Below are 17,560 nucleotides of genomic sequence, written 5' to 3'. Positions count from 1 at the left end.
GGAGGGGCTGAAACGTCGCAGCGCTTCTTCCACGTCGATCCCTCCCCCATCCCCTCCCGCAAGCGGGAGGGGAGAGAGGCGCGATGACCACCCCCCTCGCCGCGACCCAGGGACTGGTGAAGCAGTTCGGCGCCCTCACCGCGCTGGACGGCGTCGATATGCAGATCCTGCCGGGGCAGGTGACGGGGCTGGTCGGGCCGGACGGCGCAGGCAAGACGACGCTGATCCGCATTCTCGCCGGGCTGATGGCGCCGGGCGGCGGGCAAGTGACGGTGCTCGGCGACGCGCCCGGGGCGCGACTGGACGCGCTCGGATATATGCCGCAGCGCTTCGGCCTCTATGAAGACCTGAGCGTCCTCGAAAACCTCACCCTTTATGCCGAAGTACGCGGCCTTCCGCGCGCCGAGCGGGCCGAGAGCTTCACGCGGCTGTTCGAGTTCACCGATCTCGCCCGCTTTCAGGACCGGCTCGCTGGCAAGCTTTCCGGCGGCATGAAGCAGAAGCTGGGCCTCGCCTGCGCGCTGGTGCGCACGCCCCGCGTGCTGCTGCTCGACGAGCCCGGCGTGGGCGTCGACCCCATTTCGCGGCGCGAGCTGTGGGCCATGGTCGGTGAACTGACGGGGCAGGGGATCGGCGTGCTCTGGTCCACCGCCTATCTCGACGAGGCGGAGAAGTGCGACACCGTCTATCTGCTCAACGAAGGCCGCGTGCTGTTCGACGGTCCGCCCGGCGACCTGACCGGGGCAGTGGCGGACCGGGTGTTCCGCATAACCGGCTTTCGTGAGCGGCGGCGGCAATATCTGACGCGCGCGCTCGACCGGCCCGATGTGGTCGACGGTACGATTCAGGGCCGGTCGGTACGGCTGTTGCTGCGGCCCGGCGCGGCGCTGGCGGCGGATGACGGCACGGTCTCGCCCGCGCCGCCGCGCTTCGAAGACGGGTTTATCGAGCGGCTGGGCGGTGGCCCCAAGGGCACCAGCCGGCTGGCCGAAGCCTATCGCACCATTCCGGCGAGCGACGCTCCGGCAATCGAGGCAAAGGGGCTGACCAAGCGCTTCGGCGATTTCACCGCTGCGCGCGACATGGTGTTCGAAATTCCGCGCGGCCAGATTTTCGGGCTGCTCGGCCCCAATGGGGCTGGCAAGTCGACCACCTTCAAGATGCTGTGCGGGCTGCTCACCCCCAGCAGCGGGACCGGCTCGGTCGCCGGGCACGACCTGCGCCGGGCGCGCGCCGATGCGCGTGCGTCGCTGGGGTATATGGCGCAGAAATTCTCGCTTTATGGCGATCTCAGCGTCCGCCAGAATCTCGATTTCTTTGCCGGCGCCTATGATCTCGACCGGCCGCGCGCCCGCCGCGCGATTGCGGCGATGATCGAGATTTTCGAACTGGGCGGCAAGCTCGACGTCAACGCGGGCACGCTCCCGCTCGGCTTCAAGCAGCGCCTCGCCCTGGCCTGCGCAGTGATGCACGAGCCGCCGGTACTGTTCCTCGACGAGCCGACTTCGGGTGTCGACCCCGTCACCCGGCGCGAATTCTGGATGCACATCAACGGGCTCGTCGAAAAGGGAGTCACCGTGCTGGTGACGACGCACTTCATGGACGAAGCCGAATATTGCGACCGCGCGACGTTGATCTACCGTGCCGAACAGATCGCCACCGGCACGCCGGATGAGCTGAAGGCCCGCGCGGCGGACCTGTCTGGCCATGACGATCCGACGATGGAAGACGCCTTCATTGCGCTGATCGAGGCGTTCGACCGCGAGCGCGAAGGCAAGGCGGCGGCATGAGCGGCATTCGCTTCTCGCCCCGCCGGCTGGCGGCGCTGGTCGCCAAGGAAACGCGGCAGATTTTGCGCGATCCCTCGACCTTCCTGATCGCCTTCGTGCTGCCGATGATCCTGCTCTTTCTGTTCGGCTATGCGATTTCGCTCGATACCAGCCGCACGCGGGTGGCGGTGGTGCTGGAGGATTCGAGCGCGCCGGCGTTGCGGCTGGCGCAGGCCTTCCAGCGATCGGCCTTGTTCGACGTGACGATGGCGCGGACGATGGCGCCGGTGCGCGACCGTATCGTCGACGGCAGCGTCCGCGCGATCATCGTCATCCCCGCCGATTTCGGCGGCCGCTTTGCGCAAGGCCGGGTGGAGCCAATCCAGATCATCGCCGACGGATCGCAGCCCAACACCGCCAATTTCGTCGCCGCCTATGCCGAAGGGGTGCGCGCAAGCTGGGCAGCCGCCGAAGGGCTGGAGCGCAACCCCGCCGGGGCAGGCGCGCCGATCACGCTTTCCTCGCGCTTCTGGTACAATCCCGAACTCAAGAGCCGCTATTTCCTGGTGCCGGGCTCGATCGCCAATGTGATGACGATGATCGGCACGCTGCTTACCGCGCTGGTCGTCGCCCGCGAATGGGAACGCGGCACGATGGAAGCGATGATGGCCACGCCGATCAGCATGGCCGAATTCATCGCCAGCAAGCTGCTGCCCTATTTCGTGCTGGCGATCGCTTCGATGGTGCTGTGCACGGTGATTGCCATCTTTCTGTTCGGCGTGCCCTTCCGCGGATCGCTGTTCGCGCTGTTCGCGATTGCCGCAGCGTTCCTGATGCCGGCGCTGGGGCTGGGGCTGTTCATTTCGGCGGCGACCAAGAATCAGTTCGTCGCCAGCCAGATCGCGCTGCTCACCGCCTTCCTGCCCACCATGTTGCTGTCGGGCTTCGTGTTCGAGATCAGTTCGATGCCGCTGCCGATCCGGCTGCTGACCTATGCGGTGCCCGCCCGTTACCTGATCCCCAGTCTCGAGACGGTGTTTCTGGCGGGCGACCAATGGGAACTCATCCTGCCCAATATCGGCATGATGCTCGGCTTCGGCGCGCTGTTCTTCACGCTCGCCTTCCGCACCACGCGGCGGAGCCTCGACTGATGCGGCGGCTGCTCGCGATGATCGCCAAGGAATGGTGGGCGATGCTGCGCGATCCCAAGGCGCGGCTGGTGCTGATCGCGCCGCCGCTGATGCAGCTGTTCATCTTCGCCTATGCCACCACGCTCGACGTGAAGCGCGTGGATATCGGCGTGCTCGACCGGAGCGGGGGCGTCCAGGCCAATGAGCTGGTCCGCCGCATCGCAGGCAGCCCCTGGTTCCGCCATGTCGTGCGCCTCGACAGCCCGCGCGCGCTGCGCGAGGCGGTCGACGGGCAGAAAGTGGTGGCCGCAGTGGTGATCGAGCAGGATTTCGATCGTGTCCTCGCCCGGGGCGACAGCGCGACCGTGGGCGTGGTGCTCGACGGCCGTCGCTCGAACGCCGCGCAGATCGTCAACGGCTATCTCGGCCAGATCGTCGCGGGCATGAACGCCACGCTCGCCCCGCCGCGCGTGGCGGCGGCAGCGGGCGGCAGCGTCATTACCAACTGGTTCAACCCCACGCTCTCCTATTTCTGGTTCACCCTGCCGTCGCTGGTGGCGCTGATCACGTCGGTCTCCGGGCTGGCGGTGACGTCGCAGACGGTGGCACGCGAGCGTGAACTGGGCACGTTCGACCAGTTGATGGTCTCGCCGCTGCGCGTCCATGAAATCCTGATCGGCAAGATGATGCCGCCGCTCGCGATCGGCATGGTCAACGGCTTGGCCTATTTGATCATCGCGCCGCTGGTGTTCGGCGTGCCGTTCACCGGATCGCTGCTGCTGTTCGTGCTGTCGCTGGCGGTCTATCTGCTCGCCGTGATCGGGCTGGGGCTGCTGATCTCCGTGATCGCGCAGACCCAGCAACAGGCGTTTCTCGGCATGTTTCTGGTGACCGTGCCGCTGATCCTGCTGTCGGGCTATGCCAGCCCGATCGACAATATGCCGGGCTGGCTGCAGACCGTCACTTACCTCGACCCCGCCCGCTATTTCCTCGCCATCGTCCAGGGGCTGTTCCTGAAGGCGATGCCGGCTTCCGCCGTGTTCCACCAGCTTTGGCCGCTGGCGCTGATCGGCTGTGCGACGCTGTCCGTGTCCGCCTGGCTGTTCCGCGCGCGCATGGAGTGACTATGCCTCGCCTGCCTGTCCTGCTGCTTCTGGGGTCCGCGCTTGCCGGCTGCACCGTCGGGCCGGATTATCACCGCCCGCTGCCGCCCGCTGCCGCGGCCGCGCCCTGGCTGGAACCGGCGGCGCCCGGCCCGGTCGACCTGCAATGGTGGCAGGCATTCGGCGACGCGCAACTGAGTGCGCTGATCGATCGTGCCATGGCCGGCACGCCCGATCTGTTGCAGGCCGAAGCGCGGATCGCCGAGGCGCGCGCCAACCGCGATGCCGTGGCGGGCGGGCGGCAGCCCAGCGTTTCCGCCACCGGATCGGCGACGCAGAACCGGCTGAGCGAGAACGGCCAGCTGCCGGTCGGCCGGCTGCCGGTGCTCAAGCGCGACCTGCACCTGTTCGACATCGGCTTCGACGCAAGCTGGGAGCTCGATCTCTGGGGCCGCCGCACCCGCCAGATCGAGGCTGCCGATGCAAGGGTGGAGGTGGCGACCTATGCCCGGCGCGACGTGATGCTGTCGCTGATTGCCGAAATCGCCCGCAGCTATTTCGAGCTGCGCGGGGCGCAGGCCGCAGCCGCATCGGCCCAGGCAGTGGCGGATGCCGACGCCGCGCTCGCCCGGCTGACCGGCCTGCGTCGTGTCGCGGGCGAGGCGAGCGCGGTTGAGGCCGAACGCGCCGACGCCGCCGCCCGCGCCAGCGCAGCGGCGGTACCCGGCCTGCAGGCGCAGGCTGCTGCTGCGGCTTATCGCATCGCCGGCCTGCTGGGCGTGTCGCCGGAGGAGGTGGTCCCGGCACTGCTGAAGCCCGCGCCGCTGCCTGCCAGCCCGGACACCATCCTCGCCGGCGTTCGTTCGGAGCTGCTCGAACGCAGGCCCGACATCCGCCAGGCCGAACGCCAGCTTGCCGCCGCCACGGGCGATATCGGCGTGGCAAAGGCAGACCTGTTTCCGCGCTTCAGGCTCGGCGCGGCGATCGGTCAGCAGGCGCAGGAGCCGGGCGATCTTGTTTCCGCCAGCAGCACCCGCTGGCAGATCGGCCCCAGCTTTTCCTGGCCTATCTTCAACGGCGGCACGATCCGCGCGCAGATCCGGGCCGCCGATGCCCGTGCGGATCAGGCGGCTGCGGCCTATGCCAAGGCAGTGGCGGGCGCGCTGTCCGACAGCGAGGCGGCGATCAACCGCTTCCTCCACGCCCGCACGGCGGAAGGCGATGCTGCCGCCGCGCTGATGCGTGAGCAGGCTGCCTTCGCGCTGGTCGAACAGCGCGTGGCGCGCGGCGAGGACGACCAGCTGGCGCTGGAGCGCGGCCGCGAGGCGGTGCTGGCGGCACAGCAGCGCGCCGACCAGGCAAGGACCAGCAAGGGCCAGGCAGCGGTGGCGCTCTACAAGGCGCTGGGCGGCGGCTGGCGCGAGTGAGGGGGGCGGATTAATTCCCCTCCCTGCATTGCAGGGAGGGGTTAGGGGTGGGTCCGCCGCCGTCAGGCGGCGGGAGTCGCTGTCGGTTTAGCGAAGGAATCTTTGAAGCGCGCAGACGCGCGCACCCACCCCAGCCCCCTCCCTTTCAGGGAGGGGAGTGCGACAGCTCCAAAACGCGAACGAAGCCCGCCCTTACCGCCGCGCGTCCGGGCCGCCGCGATAGCCGCCCTGGCGTTCGAGCATCCAGCCGGGATATTCCGCCGGCAGCGCGCTCACTGCGTCCAGCCGCGCCAGTTCGTCCCCCGTGAAGCTGACCTCCACCGCGCCCAGATTGTCGGTCAGCTGCTCGGGCCGCTTGGCGCCGACGATCACGCTCGATACCGCGCGCTGGTGGAGCAGCCAGCCCAGCGCCAGCTGTGCCACCGAGCGGTTCTTGGCCGCGGCCAGTTCGCGCAGCACGTCGATCACGTCATAGGCGCGATCCTTGTTCACGGGCGGGAAGTCGAAACCGGCACGGCGCCCTTCGCCTTCGCCCTCGCGGGTATATTTGCCGGAGAGGAAGCCGCCGGCCAGCGGGCTCCATACCATCAGTCCGACGCCTTCGGACTGGAGCATCGGGATCACTTCGCGCTCCAGGTCGCGCCCGGCAATGGTGTAATAGGCCTGCAGCGAGGCTATCGGCGCATAGTCGCGCGCCGCCGCAATGCCGACCGCCTTCATCACTTGCCACGCCGCCCAGTTGGACAGCCCGAAATAGCGGACCACGCCGCGCCGTACGAGGCTGTCGAGCGCATAGAGCGTCTCCTCGATCGGTGTCGCCGCGTCGAAACCGTGGATCTGGTACAGGTCGATATGGTCGGTCTGCAGCCGCTTCAGGCTCTCCTCCACCTGCGCGAGGATATGCCCGCGCGAGGCGCCGGCGCCGTTGGGGCCGGCGTGCATTCGCCCCATAACCTTGGTCGCCAACACCACTTCGTGCCGGTTGACGCCCAGGTTGCGCAGCGACTGTCCGAGGATCTCCTCCGAACGGCCCGCTGCATAGACATTGGCGGTGTCGATGAAATTGATGCCGGCATCCAGCGCCGTCTTGACCAGCGCGTCCGCCTCTTCCTGCCCAAGCTGACCGATCTGGCCCCACATTCCCTCGCTGCCGCCAAAGGTCATGGTGCCGAGGCAGAGTTCGGACACGATCAGGCCGCTGCGGCCGAGCTGATTATAGCGCATGGGGGATTCTCCGTGGAATGGACGGACCCGGCAGATGCGCATTGCTGGGCGGCACGGCAATGGCCGCAGGCGGCTTTTTCAGCCCTGCAGTGTGGCCAGTGCGCCGATCAGTTCGTGCTGCCGCAGCGGCTTTTCGAGCATCATCGCATAGCCGCTTTCGCGTGCGCGATCGTTCAGCCCCGGTATGGCATGGCCGGTCATCAGCACGGCCTGGCCGGTCCAACCCTTTTCATACAGCGCCTGGATCAGCGCGATGCCGTCCCCATCGGGCAGGCGATAGTCTGCCACCAGGAAGTCGGCGCGCGCCGCCTCCGGGTCGGCCAGCAGCGGACCCGCCGCGCTGTGCGAACGCACGTCATAGCCGCGGCCGTGCAGCAGCAGATGCGTGGCGCGCCGGACGCCATCATCATCTTCGACCAGCAGAACGCGCGGACGCAGGGAGGCAGGAGAATGGGTCATGCAACTCGAGTTAGAACGGTTCCGGGCGAACCTGCCGACCCGCGTCGCCAACGTCTCTACGCAATGTCCCTAGGGTCGGCGCTTACTCGGCGTCGGCATCGCCCTCCAGCCCGGCGGCAAAGGCGACGCGCAGCGCTTCCGAAAGGCTGCGGGCGCCCAGCTTGCTCATCGCATTGGCGCGGTGCACCTCCACCGTGCGCGGCGAGATGCCCAGATCATAGGCAATAGTCTTGTTGGGATGGCCGCGCACCAGCCCGCGCAGCACGTCCCGCTCGCGCGGGGTAAGCTGGGCGATGCGCAGTTCGGCTTCATGGCCGGTGGCGACCTGGTCGGCGCCCTGGCGCAGCCGCTCGAAACCGCGCTCGATCGCATTGGTCAGTTCGGCGCGCTCGAACGGCTTTTCGATGAAGTCGACGGCGCCGCCCTTCATCGCTGTGACGGCAGTGGTGATGTCGCCATGCCCGGTCAGCACGATCACCGGCATCCGCACGCCGCGCGCATTGAGTTCGGCCTGGACTTCCAGCCCATCCATCTGCGGCATCCGCACGTCGAGCAGGATGCAGCCTTCTTCTGCGTTGCGTACTTCCTGCAGGAACTCGACGCCGGAGGCATAGGTCTTCACTTCATAGCCCGAAGTGCGCAGCATGAAGCTGGCCGAACGCCGGATCGATTCCTCGTCGTCGACGAGGTGGATGAGTTGTTTATCAGTCATGCGGATCGTCCGTTCCAGCGCCCATGATGGTGAAGTGGAAAATCGTGCCGCCGCCGGGCCGCGGCTCTGCCCATATCCGGCCGCCATGCGCCTCGACGATCGTGCGACAGATCGAAAGCCCCAGGCCCATGCCATGTTCCTTGGTGCTGGCGAATGCCTCGAACAGGCGCGGCGCTAGCGTCGGGTCGATGCCAGGGCCGGTGTCCGCCACCGAGATGCGGATCATGCCGCGGGAAGCGGCTTCGCTCGACACGGTCACGTCGCGCTGCTCGCTTTCGGCCATCGCTTCCACGGCGTTGCGGATCAGGTTGACCAGCACCTGCTGGATCTGCACCCGGTCGCACAGCACCGCGCCCGCATTGGGGTCGAGGTCGAAAAAGGCGCGGATGCCGCGTTCGCGTGCGCCCACCAGCGCCAGCCGGCTTGCCTCGTCGATCAGCCGGGGCAGGTCTTCGATGCCCTTCTCGACATCGCCGCGCGCGACGAAATCGCGCAGACGCCGCACGATATTGCCCGCACGCAGCGCCTCGCGGGTCGATTCCTCCATCGCCTCGCGCAGCAAGGCCCGCGCCTCTGGATCGTCGGCCATGTCGAGGACATTCTGGCCGGCTTCCATATAATTGGCGATGGCGGTCAGCGGCTGGTTCAGTTCGTGCGCCAGCGTCGATGCCATGGTGCCCATCGCCGACAAGCGCGAGACGTGGATCAGCTCCGACTGCAATTCCTTCAGCCGCAACTCGGCATGCTGCTCGGCAGTCAGGTCGCGGATGAAACCGGTGAAGATGCGGTGGCCCTCGCTGCTCGCTTCGCCGACCTGCAGCTCCATCGGAAAGTCGGTGCCGTCGCGCCGTTGGCCGACGACGATGCGGCCCAGCCCGATCACGCGGCGCTCGCCGGTGGAAAGATAGCGGGCGAGATAGGCGTCGTGCAGCTGGCGGTCCGGCGCCGGCATCAACAGGCTGACATTGCGGCCGACGACTTCGCTTTCCTTCCAGCCGAACAAGCGCTCGGCAGCGGCGCTGAACGACAGGATCAGCCCGTGCTCGTCGATCACGATCATCGCTGAGGGCACGGTCGCCAGGATCGAGCGCAGATGCAGCGCGCTGCCGGCCAGCGCCGTTTCCGAGGCCTTGCGGTCGGTCACGTCGCGGAACACTTCGGCATAGCCGCGCAGCGTGCCGTCGCGGGCGATCAGCGCGGTAAGCTGAACTTCGGCCAGAAATTCGGTGCCGTCGCGGCGGATGCGCCACCGTTCCTCGATCAGCCGCCCTTCGGCATGGGCGCGGGCGAGATCCTGTTGCGGGCGGCCGGCGGCGGTTTCGGCCGGCGGATAGAGCAGCGCATGGTCGGCGCCTTCGAGCGCTTCGCCGCTCCAGCCGGTGACGCGCTCGGCGCCCTGATTCCAGCTTTGCACCTTTCCATGCGGGTCGAGCAGGAAAATGCCGCGATCCGTGGCGGCCTCCAGCAGCAGGGACAGCGCCTCGGGATCATGTTCTGGCTTCATATGCATGATCCGAAAGGACATTCCTGTACTGCGCAAACAACAACGCCACCATGCGACGACGCTGCGGTTTCGTTCAAGCAAATTTGATCGCGATCAAGGTCCGATTTGGCCGGGATGCGATCATGGAACGCTTTTGACAGAGGTGTTCCCATGTTCGACATCATCGGCAGCAACTATCTGTTCGTCGCGCTTGGCGCGTTCGGCCTGTTCCTGGCTGCGCTGGCATTCGTCAGCGTCACCGACCGCGAAGACCATCACCCGCGCTGATGCCCTTTCCCTTCGCTGCGGAGCGCGCTAGCGCGCTGACCATGGCGAACCAACCTGTGATAGCCGGCCTGGAACTGGGCGGCACCAAATGCGTGGCCACGCTTGGCGTGGGCCCCGGAGACATTCGCGCGCAGTCGGTGGTGCCCACCACCGATCCTGCCACTACGCTCGCGGCGCTGGAGGCCGTGCTCGACGGCTGGACCTTCGACGCGATCGGCATTGCCAGCTTCGGGCCGATCCAGCTCGACACGGCGCAGCCCGATTTCGGGTCGATCATCGCGACCACCAAGCCGGGCTGGAGCGGCACCGATCTCACCCGCCGCCTTGCCGCCCGCTATGCCAAGCCGCTGGCGATCCAGACGGACGTCAACGGCGCGGCGCTGGCCGAGGGGCGCTGGGGTGCGGCGCAGGGGCTGGCTGCCCATGCCTATATCACCATCGGCACCGGCGTCGGCGTGGGACTGGTTGCCGGCGGACGCCCGATCATGGGCTATGCCCATGGCGAGGCCGGCCATATGCGTTCCGCCCGCGCGCCGGGGGACAGTTTTGCTGGCTGGTGCCCCTTTCACGGTGACTGCGCCGAGGGCCTGATTTCCGGCCCGGCGCTTGCCGCGCGGTTCGGCCGCCCGGGGCAGGACGTGCCGGACGATGCGCCCGAATGGAATTTTTTCGTCCATGATCTGGCGGCGCTGCTCCACAATCTGATCATGGCGCTGGCGCCTGAACGGATCGCGATCGGCGGCGGCGTCATCACGACTCGCCCCAGCCTGTTCCCGCGCGTGCGGGCGAAGGTGGCGGAGAGCCTGGCCGGCTATGGCGCGCTGGCCGGCTATGCGGCGGAACTCGACACGCGGCTCGGCCCGCCGGGCCTCGGCGCCATGGCCGGGCCGCTGGGCGCGATCGTGATGGGGCTGGAGGCACTGCACCGCTGAGCCTGGGCGCGCATTTGGCCGCGCGATGCGAATGCGTGCTTGCATCGCGCGGCCAAGCGGCATACAGGGCGCACCCTCGGTCGGGGCGTAGCGCAGCCTGGTAGCGCATCACACTGGGGGTGTGGGGGTCGCAGGTTCGAATCCTGTCGCCCCGACCAAGATTTCAATGACTTAGACAATATTTTCACCCCGTTGTGGGCCACCAAACTCGCTCTGGTGGTGCGCTGGTGGTGCAAATTTATTTTCGCAGCGGCCACACGGTGCAACCCAACGCGACGCTATTGAGCGCCCCCGGCACCCTTCCGAATTGAAGATTCGCCTCCCCACGCTTATGCCAACGGGCAGATGCGAGAGCAGTTACCTCTTCGCCCCGCCGAGTTCGTCAAAATTCGGGATGGCTATATTGCGTTTCTGAAACGACCCGCAGGAACGGCCCTTACGGCCATCATCCCGGCAAGCGTGCTTGACGCGATGGCATTGGCGGCAAGGCGCGGGAGGAACAGTCGCCGTTTAATCGATGTCTTGCGCTTGGCCTCAGCCCTCGTTGCCGTGCTCGGGGTCGCTCTCTTCCTTGCTCCCGACCCGATCGAGACGGGCATCGGGGTGGCTCTGTTGTTGGGCGGAGGCGTCGCATTCATGTTGGCGCACTTCCGCAGCAAGGTGCGCCGCGAACCGCAAATCGAGGAACTTGTCAGCGAAGCGAACGAGGAGCTGGAACGTGACCTGCGCGCACTCGACCTCTTTCGGGGCCAGATTGCCAGCGGCGATATCCCGACTGCGCAACTGCTTCCCGATGGGGCGTTCAAGTCGCTGTCACCAAATGCCTTGCAAGCATTTCTTGCCGATCATGGCGCCTTGCTTGTTGTCAGCAGGGACCAAGACCTCTGGCAATGCGTCCCGCATCGTCCGATCCCGATGAGCGAATTATGGGTCAAGCTGGGCGCGCGCATGGCGCCCGCCCTTGTCACGTCGAGAACATTGCTGGACACCGCCGACCGCGAACTGTTCGACCGCCGCACCGCATGGCTTCTCGCCCATGCCGTTGAAACCAACCAGCGCGCGAACGCCTTCCGCGAGGCCATTCAGATCATCATTGCCCTGCGACGCCCCGAACTCGACGGAATGACCTTCGAGCGGAAGAAGGAAATCCTTCGCAAAGAAGGCATTGGAGACAGCCGGATGGAAAAAATCCATGCTGGCGTCTATCCCGCCTTCAACAATTATCTACGCCAACTGCCCATGCATGAATTCCCGTGAATGGGGAACTGAATAGCGTCTGACGCCCCCTGCCGGCACGTCCTGCATTCTCGCGAATGGAAAGGACATCCTCATGCCGCCTGATCGAAACCGACTTTTGACGGTCGTGGACGTGCTTAACGTTACGGGCTTCAAATCCCGAACCACTCTCTATCGCCGCGCCCGCAATGGCAGCTTCCCTAGCCCCTGCCACATCGGTGCGGGCAAGATTCGATGGCGATCCGGCGATGTGGAGGACTGGCTAAATAGCCTTCAGCCCCGCCGATACTAAACCAAACCCCAGACGCTTCCCGGCCTTAGCCTGAACGATGGGCGGCCTGGTCGCGACTGAATCTCCCAGCGCGCACGAACCTACGCAATCGTGGTTTCACGAAAGGGTGACCCATGTCTTCAATCCGCAACACCGTCGATCGGTCGGTCGCAAGACTGGCGGGACGGTCCTATGCCACGCTGCGCTTCGTCTCTTCGGCAAGGTTGCAGGGCTGCGATGCTACGCATCGAGCCATCAATTCAGATACACACCTCACGCACGGGTGCATCCAGCAATTCTGCGGGTTTAGTGGGGTGCTAATAGCATCTCGCCAAACGCAGCTGCCCGGAAACCGCGCAATTCCGCCATTTCGCGCGATGGCGAATAGCATCTCGCCGGGGGCGGCACGATGAGCGCCCGCGCCCAGACCGTGCGGCTCTCTCCGGCCCAACACCGCACCCTTGCCGGCTTCGCCAAACAACGCGGACTGAGCGAATATGCGATGCTCGCCCGCGTCGTCGACGCGGGGCTGGCCGCCTTCGTTCACGGGGCAGGCGGCGGGATCGATGGCCATGAGATCGTTACCGAACTGGCATCGGTCAGCACCCGCATCGTCGATGTCGAGCGGATGCTGGACCGCACGCTGTTCACCGCCTGCGCCGCCTATTGCTACGCTCGCTGCGCGGCGAGCGGTGCGCGCAAGAGCGACGAGATCGTCACCGAAGAAATCACCGCCGCCTATAATCGCCAGCGGCGGCTTGCGCGGGAGAACCGGCGATGACCCGCGCCGACGATCGCCGCAACCATGCCGATGCCCTGCGAAAGCACCATCTCAGCACTCAGGGCGCGCGTCTCAAGCGGCATGCCATCATCATGCTGGCCTCTTTCGCCTTGGGCGGGCTGGGATTGCCCAACACGATGCTGAGCGGTGACGCCATGCTCGCCACCAGCACCTATTACTGGGCCAGAATCAAACTCTGGGCCGTGTCCGGCTGGGAGACCGATACCGGAATCGACGTTCACTATCCCGACCATGTCGAAGAAGGCAGATCGGCGCGTCAGATCATCGCGCATCCCTATTTTCGGCGACGCGTCGATCTTGTCTGGTCCTATGTCAGATGGGGCTGCGCGCTGGGCTTCGGTGGTTGGCTCGCAGCCCTGATCGCCTTGCGCGGCGTGGTGGCGCGGCGGCGCGAGCGCCTGCTGGCCGACCGCTGGATCGGCGGAACGCAGGTGGTGAGCGAGAAGCAGCTTGCCAGGCTGACCAGCAAGGAAGGCGATGCCCGCGCCCTGTCCATCGGCAAGGTGCCGATCCCCGCGCGTCTGGAAACCCGTCACATGGCGATGATCGGCACGACGGGCAGCGGCAAAACCACGGCGCTGCGTCAGTTGCTCGACGGGATCGAGGCACGAGGCGAAGCCGCTTTGGTCTACGACACCAGTGGCGAGTTCATCGCGCACTATTATAATCCGGCGCGCGGCGACATCATCCTGAATCCGTTCGATGCCCGTTGTGCCTTCTGGTCGCCCTTCGCCGAGATCGCCCACCCGGCCGACGCTGACCGTATCGCGCATCAGCTTATCACCGAGACCGGGCAACATGACAGCGACGTTTGGCTCGACACCAGCCGCATCCTTGTCGCCAATATGATCCGGGCTTTGTGGCAAGAGAACAGACGTAGCTTGCCAGACCTGCTCCATGCCCTGAAGAACCGGCCCAAGGACGACCTCAAAGAATGGCTCGCCACCAGTTCATCGGCGCGCACCTTTGCGGACGACGCCGACCGGGCGACCGGAAGCGTCCTGTTCATGCTGGCGAAGGCGGCGGACCTGATCCAGTTCCTGCGCGCCGAGGACGGCAAGGCCAAGCCCTTCTCGTTCCGCACCTTCATTGAAAAGCTGGACCGGCATCCCGGTGCGCGGCCCTGGATATTCGTGCCGAGGAAGGAGGACTATTTCGAGGCGTCGAAGCCCTTGCTTGGCCTCTGGTTGGAATGCGCGGCCAGCGCCGTGCTTGGTCTGCGTCCTTCGGAAGATCGACGCATCTGGTTCGTGCTGGACGAGCTGGCCGACCTGCCGCGCGTGGATAATCTGGCGCGGCTGCTGCCCGAAGGACGCAAATTCGGTGCGGCGGTAGTGCTGACCTTTCAGGCTCTGGGCCAGATGCAGCATCGCTATGGACCGCAGATTGCCGAATCCATGCTGGGCTGCTGCAACACCAAGCTGTTCCTGCAAACCATCGACAGCGACACCCGAAAATGGGCCAGCCAGACTATCGGCGACTGCGAGATGGAGATCCGGACCAAGACCGACATGCTGGGTGACGGCGGCGAGGGGCACCGCATCAATCTGGGCAGAATGCGCGAGGTGCGGCCTGCGGTCATGGAGAGCCAGCTACGTCTTGCACGGCATGAGGGCTATCTGTTGCTGCCCGATGGCTTGCCGGTTGCCAGGATCAGGCTGACCGCCGATCATATCGCACGGCGCGGTGATCCCAGCCAGCAGGGGTTCATCGCTGCCGATCCGGCGACCATGCTCTGGGGACAGGCCACGCAAGCTGCGCCGCCATCACCCGCACCATCGTCATCGCCGTCCACGCAGCCCAACGGTCAGGGGCCGGTGTGATGGTGGCGTCGTTATCAGCATTGACCAGTTCGGCGCAGGCCAGCAGCTATTATGAGGCCGACGACTATTATGCCGAGGGCGGGCTTTCTCCCTCCCAATGGCAAGGCCAAGGCGCGGAAGCACTGGGCCTGTCCGGCGACGTGGACCGCGATCAGTTCCGAGCCTTTCTGGACGGCAGGATCGGCGACCAGCTGCTTGGCACATTCCGCGACGGGCAGTTGAAGCATAGGCCCGGCTGGGACGTGACCTTGAGTGCGCCCAAGTCGGTGTCGATCATGGCGGAGGTGGCGGGCGATCGGCGGTTGATCGCCGCACATAGCGAGGCCGTGAAAACCGCGATGGCGCATGTCGAACGCCATATGGCCGCCACCCGTATTCGCGATGGCGGCACCGTCGCCCGCGAGGCAACCGGCAATCTGGTCATTGCCAGCTTCCAGCACGGTACCAGCCGCGCGCAGGACCCGCAGCTTCATACCCACAACGTCATCATGAACGCGACGCAGGGAGAGGACGGTGCTTGGCGTAGCCTGGAACCACGCGCGATCTATCAGCTTCAGAAGCAGATCGGGGCGATCTACCGGCAGGAACTGGCCTTGAGGGTCCGGGAACTCGGCTATGAGATCGAGGCAGGTAAAGAGTCCATGTTCGAGATCAGGGGTGTCTCCGCCGACGTCATCGAGGCGTTCAGCACCCGCAGCGCTGAGATCGAGGCCGCACTGGTGGAGCGCGGTACGTCGCGGGATGCCGCCAGCGCCCTCGAGAAGCAGATGGCGACGCTCGACACCCGCGAGGCCAAGGTCGTCGCCGACCATGCGAGTCTCGTCGCGGACTGGCGGGATACGGCGAACAAAGCTGGATTCGGCGTGGAAGCGAGAATGACGATGGTCAGGGAGGCCGAAGCCAGGGCCGCCGACCCTTCCCATCGCGCGGCAATGGAATTTCAGGGCGAGAACGCCGCTGCCCGCGCGGTTGCGCATGCCGCCGACAAGCTGGGCGAGCGGCAGTCGGTATTCTCCGCCGCCGCCTTGCAGGAGGAAGCCGGAAGGATCGGGCTGGGTCGGATCGGTTACGCGCAGATCGGGGCCGCCATCGAGATGGCCACAAAACAGGGTGATTTAATCGACCGCATCCATATCGACCGGCGCGGTGCGGAGTTTGCGGGGTTTACCACGCGGCAGAATGTCGCAACCGAAGCGAAGATGCTGAGGGTCGAGGCGGAAGGGCGCGGGGTGCTCCTCCCTATCGCGTCGCCGCTTGCCGCCGCCAAGGCCGTCGCCAGCGCTGCGGCCCAGGCCGAGCGTGCAGGCCATAGCTGGAACGGCGATCAGCGTGCCGCCACCGAGCAGCTTCTGACCAGCCGCAACCGGATTACCGCTGTTCAAGGTTATGCTGGCACAGCCAAGACCACGACCGTTCTTGCAACCTTCGCCCGTGAAGCCGAAGCGCGCGGGATAGCCGTTACGGCATTGGCCCCGACCGCGTCGGCGGCGATGGTATTGGGGGAAGCCCTGGGTACGCGTGGCGATACCGTTGCCCGGCACCTATTATCGCCAGAGCGTGTTGATCCCACCCGGCCTGCCGCGTGGATCGTGGACGAGGCTTCGCTTTTGTCAGCGCGTGACACTGCCCGGCTTTTCGACCTGGCCTCGAAGCATGGTGCCCGCGTCGTACTTGTCGGTGACGTGAAGCAGTTGGGTTCGGTCGAGGCGGGTGCGGCCTTTGCCCAGTTGCAGGGCGCGGGAATGGAAACCGCCAGACTGGCCGAGATCGTGCGGCAGACCAACGAATCCGCCAAAGAGGCTGTACTGGCATCGATCGAGGGGGATGCCCGGAAGGCGCTAGCCGCGCTGGACCGGGGCGGTGGGCAGATCATCGAGAATGGCGATCGGGCAGCGCGTTTTGCGGTCATCGCCGAGCGATATGCCGGGCTGGGCAAGGCAGAACGTGCCCGTACCATCGTGATCGAGCCGTCGCGCGAAGGGCGCGATGCGCTGACCGCCGACATTCGCGCGGCGCTTACCCGATCGGGTGCGCTGGCCGGTCCTGCCGTCCCGGTGGAAGCCCTTGTCAACAAGGGGCTGACCCGCGCCGAGGCTCGCGATTCGTTGAGTTACGACAAGGGCGATGTCGTCCGCTTCACCCGCGATTATGCCGACAAGGGCGTGGCGTGCGGCGAAGCCTACCGCGTCGAGAGTGTCGACCCAGCCAAAGCCGCCATCGCGCTCAAGTCGGAGGACGGGCGCGAGGTGGATTGGCGCTTGCGGCAATGGGGTGCGGGCCATGTCCAGGCTTTCGCGCCGCAGCCGTTGGACCTGAAGGCCGGTGATGCCATCCGGTTCACCCGCAACGACCGCGAGGCGGGCCGGATCAATGGTGCGCGCGCGGAGGTGATTGCGGTGGATCAGCAGGCCCGCACTGCCACCATTCAGACCGCGCGCGATAGGACGGAAACGCTCCACCTTGATTCCGCCCGCGATCGGCATGTTGCCCATGCCTATGTCGATACCGCCTTCACCGCCCAGGGGCGTACCGCCGATCATGTCATCATCCATGCCGACAGTAAGGCAGCCAATCTGGTCGATCAGAAATCCTTCTATGTGGGGATATCCCGAGCTAGGGAATCCGCAACTATCTTCACCAACGATCGCGGCAAGCTGGTCGCTGCGATCGGCGAACGGGCCGGCCAGGTGCAGACTGCTATCGCTCAGGCGGCGGCATCCGGGCTGGCGGCGAGCAACTCGAAAGGAGCCCGGTTGGGTTGAGGCCTGATTTACGTTCACGAGCCTACCGGTGTGGCGGAAATCAGTTGTCTTAGCATTACTTTGGCATAACTGTGGGATGCGGTGGTGGCAGCGACGTTCCGCAGTGCGGACGTTGGCGCGGCGGCGGGCGTAGCAGGCG

Annotated in this window: 14 protein-coding genes and 1 tRNA gene; 11 read left to right on the top strand and 4 right to left on the bottom strand. The window is 66.1% G+C overall.

Features of this window, described 5'->3' with window-relative positions; genetic code table 11:
• The first annotated feature begins 83 nt into the window (after window positions 1–83).
• From ACT53K_RS15385 to ACT53K_RS15370, 4 genes are read left to right on the top strand one after another with little or no spacing between them, the layout of a single operon-like run.
• A complete protein-coding gene (locus ACT53K_RS15385) occupies window positions 84–1,790 on the top strand; it encodes an ATP-binding cassette domain-containing protein (protein ID WP_476229590.1) in 1,707 nt (568 codons plus the stop codon).
• The gene (locus tag ACT53K_RS15380; RefSeq protein WP_476229589.1) at window positions 1,787–2,920 is read left to right on the top strand and encodes an ABC transporter permease; all 1,134 of its coding nucleotides are present in this window, start codon (window positions 1,787–1,789) and stop codon (window positions 2,918–2,920) included. Before ACT53K_RS15385 ends, ACT53K_RS15380 begins: the two co-directional genes overlap by 4 nt.
• Window positions 2,920–4,023 carry an ABC transporter permease gene (locus tag ACT53K_RS15375; RefSeq protein ID WP_476229588.1) on the top strand — a complete coding sequence of 368 codons (1,104 nt, stop codon included), beginning with the start codon at window positions 2,920–2,922 and terminating at the stop codon, window positions 4,021–4,023. Before ACT53K_RS15380 ends, ACT53K_RS15375 begins: the two co-directional genes overlap by 1 nt.
• A gap of 2 nt (window positions 4,024–4,025) precedes the next feature.
• Window positions 4,026–5,429: an efflux transporter outer membrane subunit gene (locus tag ACT53K_RS15370; protein ID WP_476229587.1), complete on the top strand. Its 1,404-nt coding sequence runs from the start codon at window positions 4,026–4,028 to the stop codon at window positions 5,427–5,429.
• A 192-nt stretch (window positions 5,430–5,621) separates the two neighbouring features.
• Here ACT53K_RS15370 and ACT53K_RS15365 read toward each other — a convergent pair whose 3' ends face one another.
• The 4 genes from ACT53K_RS15365 to ACT53K_RS15350 all read right to left on the bottom strand — a co-directional run bounded on the left by ACT53K_RS15365 (window position 5,622) and on the right by ACT53K_RS15350 (window position 9,334).
• Window positions 5,622–6,653 carry an aldo/keto reductase gene (locus ACT53K_RS15365; protein ID WP_476229586.1) on the bottom strand — a complete coding sequence of 344 codons (1,032 nt, stop codon included), beginning with the start codon at window positions 6,651–6,653 and terminating at the stop codon, window positions 5,622–5,624.
• 78 nt (window positions 6,654–6,731) lie between these two features.
• Entirely contained in the window at window positions 6,732–7,112 is a 381-nt protein-coding gene (locus ACT53K_RS15360; RefSeq protein ID WP_476229585.1) for a response regulator, read from the bottom strand.
• A gap of 82 nt (window positions 7,113–7,194) precedes the next feature.
• Window positions 7,195–7,824, bottom strand: coding sequence for a response regulator transcription factor (locus ACT53K_RS15355; RefSeq protein ID WP_476229584.1), 630 nt, complete (start codon window positions 7,822–7,824; stop codon window positions 7,195–7,197).
• Window positions 7,817–9,334, bottom strand: coding sequence for a PAS domain-containing sensor histidine kinase (locus ACT53K_RS15350; RefSeq protein WP_476229583.1), 1,518 nt, complete (start codon window positions 9,332–9,334; stop codon window positions 7,817–7,819). Before ACT53K_RS15350 ends, ACT53K_RS15355 begins: the two co-directional genes overlap by 8 nt.
• Before the next feature lie 302 nt (window positions 9,335–9,636).
• Between ACT53K_RS15350 and ACT53K_RS15345 the strand changes: the two genes are divergently transcribed.
• From ACT53K_RS15345 to mobF, 7 genes are all read left to right on the top strand, one after another.
• Window positions 9,637–10,527 carry an ROK family protein gene (locus ACT53K_RS15345; protein WP_476229582.1) on the top strand — a complete coding sequence of 297 codons (891 nt, stop codon included), beginning with the start codon at window positions 9,637–9,639 and terminating at the stop codon, window positions 10,525–10,527.
• Between the two features lie 81 nt (window positions 10,528–10,608).
• A tRNA-Pro gene (locus tag ACT53K_RS15340) sits at window positions 10,609–10,685 on the top strand.
• 187 nt (window positions 10,686–10,872) lie between these two features.
• On the top strand, window positions 10,873–11,784 hold the full coding sequence (locus ACT53K_RS15335) for a hypothetical protein (protein WP_476229581.1): 912 nt from the start codon (window positions 10,873–10,875) through the stop codon (window positions 11,782–11,784).
• Window positions 11,785–11,857: 73 nt separating this feature from the next.
• Window positions 11,858–12,055, top strand: a complete 198-nt coding sequence (locus tag ACT53K_RS15330) for a helix-turn-helix transcriptional regulator (RefSeq protein ID WP_476229580.1) — start codon at window positions 11,858–11,860, stop codon at window positions 12,053–12,055.
• Window positions 12,056–12,443: 388 nt separating this feature from the next.
• Window positions 12,444–12,815, top strand: a complete 372-nt coding sequence (locus ACT53K_RS15325; protein WP_476229579.1) for a hypothetical protein — start codon at window positions 12,444–12,446, stop codon at window positions 12,813–12,815.
• On the top strand, window positions 12,812–14,659 hold the full coding sequence (locus ACT53K_RS15320) for a type IV secretion system DNA-binding domain-containing protein (RefSeq protein ID WP_476229578.1): 1,848 nt from the start codon (window positions 12,812–12,814) through the stop codon (window positions 14,657–14,659). The genes ACT53K_RS15325 and ACT53K_RS15320 overlap by 4 nt, the downstream gene beginning before the upstream one ends.
• The gene (gene mobF, locus ACT53K_RS15315; RefSeq protein WP_476229577.1) at window positions 14,659–17,421 is read left to right on the top strand and encodes a MobF family relaxase; all 2,763 of its coding nucleotides are present in this window, start codon (window positions 14,659–14,661) and stop codon (window positions 17,419–17,421) included. The genes ACT53K_RS15320 and mobF overlap by 1 nt, the downstream gene beginning before the upstream one ends.
• Window positions 17,422–17,560: the final 139 nt, after the last annotated feature.

The organism is Sphingomonas sp. DMC8 (assembly GCF_056314185.1).
Note: the sequence above shows the minus strand (reverse complement) of the source record. Positions and strands in the feature narration are given on the sequence as shown.

Bases quoted from the DNA above. Each gene is read 5' to 3' on its own strand.
- ACT53K_RS15330 (WP_476229580.1), top strand. From the start codon at position 11,858: ATGCCGCCTGATCGAAACCGACTTTTGACGGTCGTGGACGTGCTTAAC.
- ACT53K_RS15385 (WP_476229590.1), top strand. From the start codon at position 84: ATGACCACCCCCCTCGCCGCGACCCAGGGACTGGTGAAGCAGTTCGGC.
- ACT53K_RS15355 (WP_476229584.1), bottom strand. From the start codon at position 7,824: ATGACTGATAAACAACTCATCCACCTCGTCGACGACGAGGAATCGATC.
- ACT53K_RS15375 (WP_476229588.1), top strand. From the start codon at position 2,920: ATGCGGCGGCTGCTCGCGATGATCGCCAAGGAATGGTGGGCGATGCTG.
- ACT53K_RS15365 (WP_476229586.1), bottom strand. From the start codon at position 6,653: ATGCGCTATAATCAGCTCGGCCGCAGCGGCCTGATCGTGTCCGAACTC.
- ACT53K_RS15370 (WP_476229587.1), top strand. From the start codon at position 4,026: ATGCCTCGCCTGCCTGTCCTGCTGCTTCTGGGGTCCGCGCTTGCCGGC.
- ACT53K_RS15380 (WP_476229589.1), top strand. From the start codon at position 1,787: ATGAGCGGCATTCGCTTCTCGCCCCGCCGGCTGGCGGCGCTGGTCGCC.
- ACT53K_RS15345 (WP_476229582.1), top strand. From the start codon at position 9,637: ATGGCGAACCAACCTGTGATAGCCGGCCTGGAACTGGGCGGCACCAAA.
- mobF (WP_476229577.1), top strand. From the start codon at position 14,659: ATGGTGGCGTCGTTATCAGCATTGACCAGTTCGGCGCAGGCCAGCAGC.
- ACT53K_RS15335 (WP_476229581.1), top strand. From the start codon at position 10,873: ATGCGAGAGCAGTTACCTCTTCGCCCCGCCGAGTTCGTCAAAATTCGG.
- ACT53K_RS15360 (WP_476229585.1), bottom strand. From the start codon at position 7,112: ATGACCCATTCTCCTGCCTCCCTGCGTCCGCGCGTTCTGCTGGTCGAA.
- ACT53K_RS15325 (WP_476229579.1), top strand. From the start codon at position 12,444: ATGAGCGCCCGCGCCCAGACCGTGCGGCTCTCTCCGGCCCAACACCGC.
- ACT53K_RS15350 (WP_476229583.1), bottom strand. From the start codon at position 9,334: ATGCATATGAAGCCAGAACATGATCCCGAGGCGCTGTCCCTGCTGCTG.
- ACT53K_RS15320 (WP_476229578.1), top strand. From the start codon at position 12,812: ATGACCCGCGCCGACGATCGCCGCAACCATGCCGATGCCCTGCGAAAG.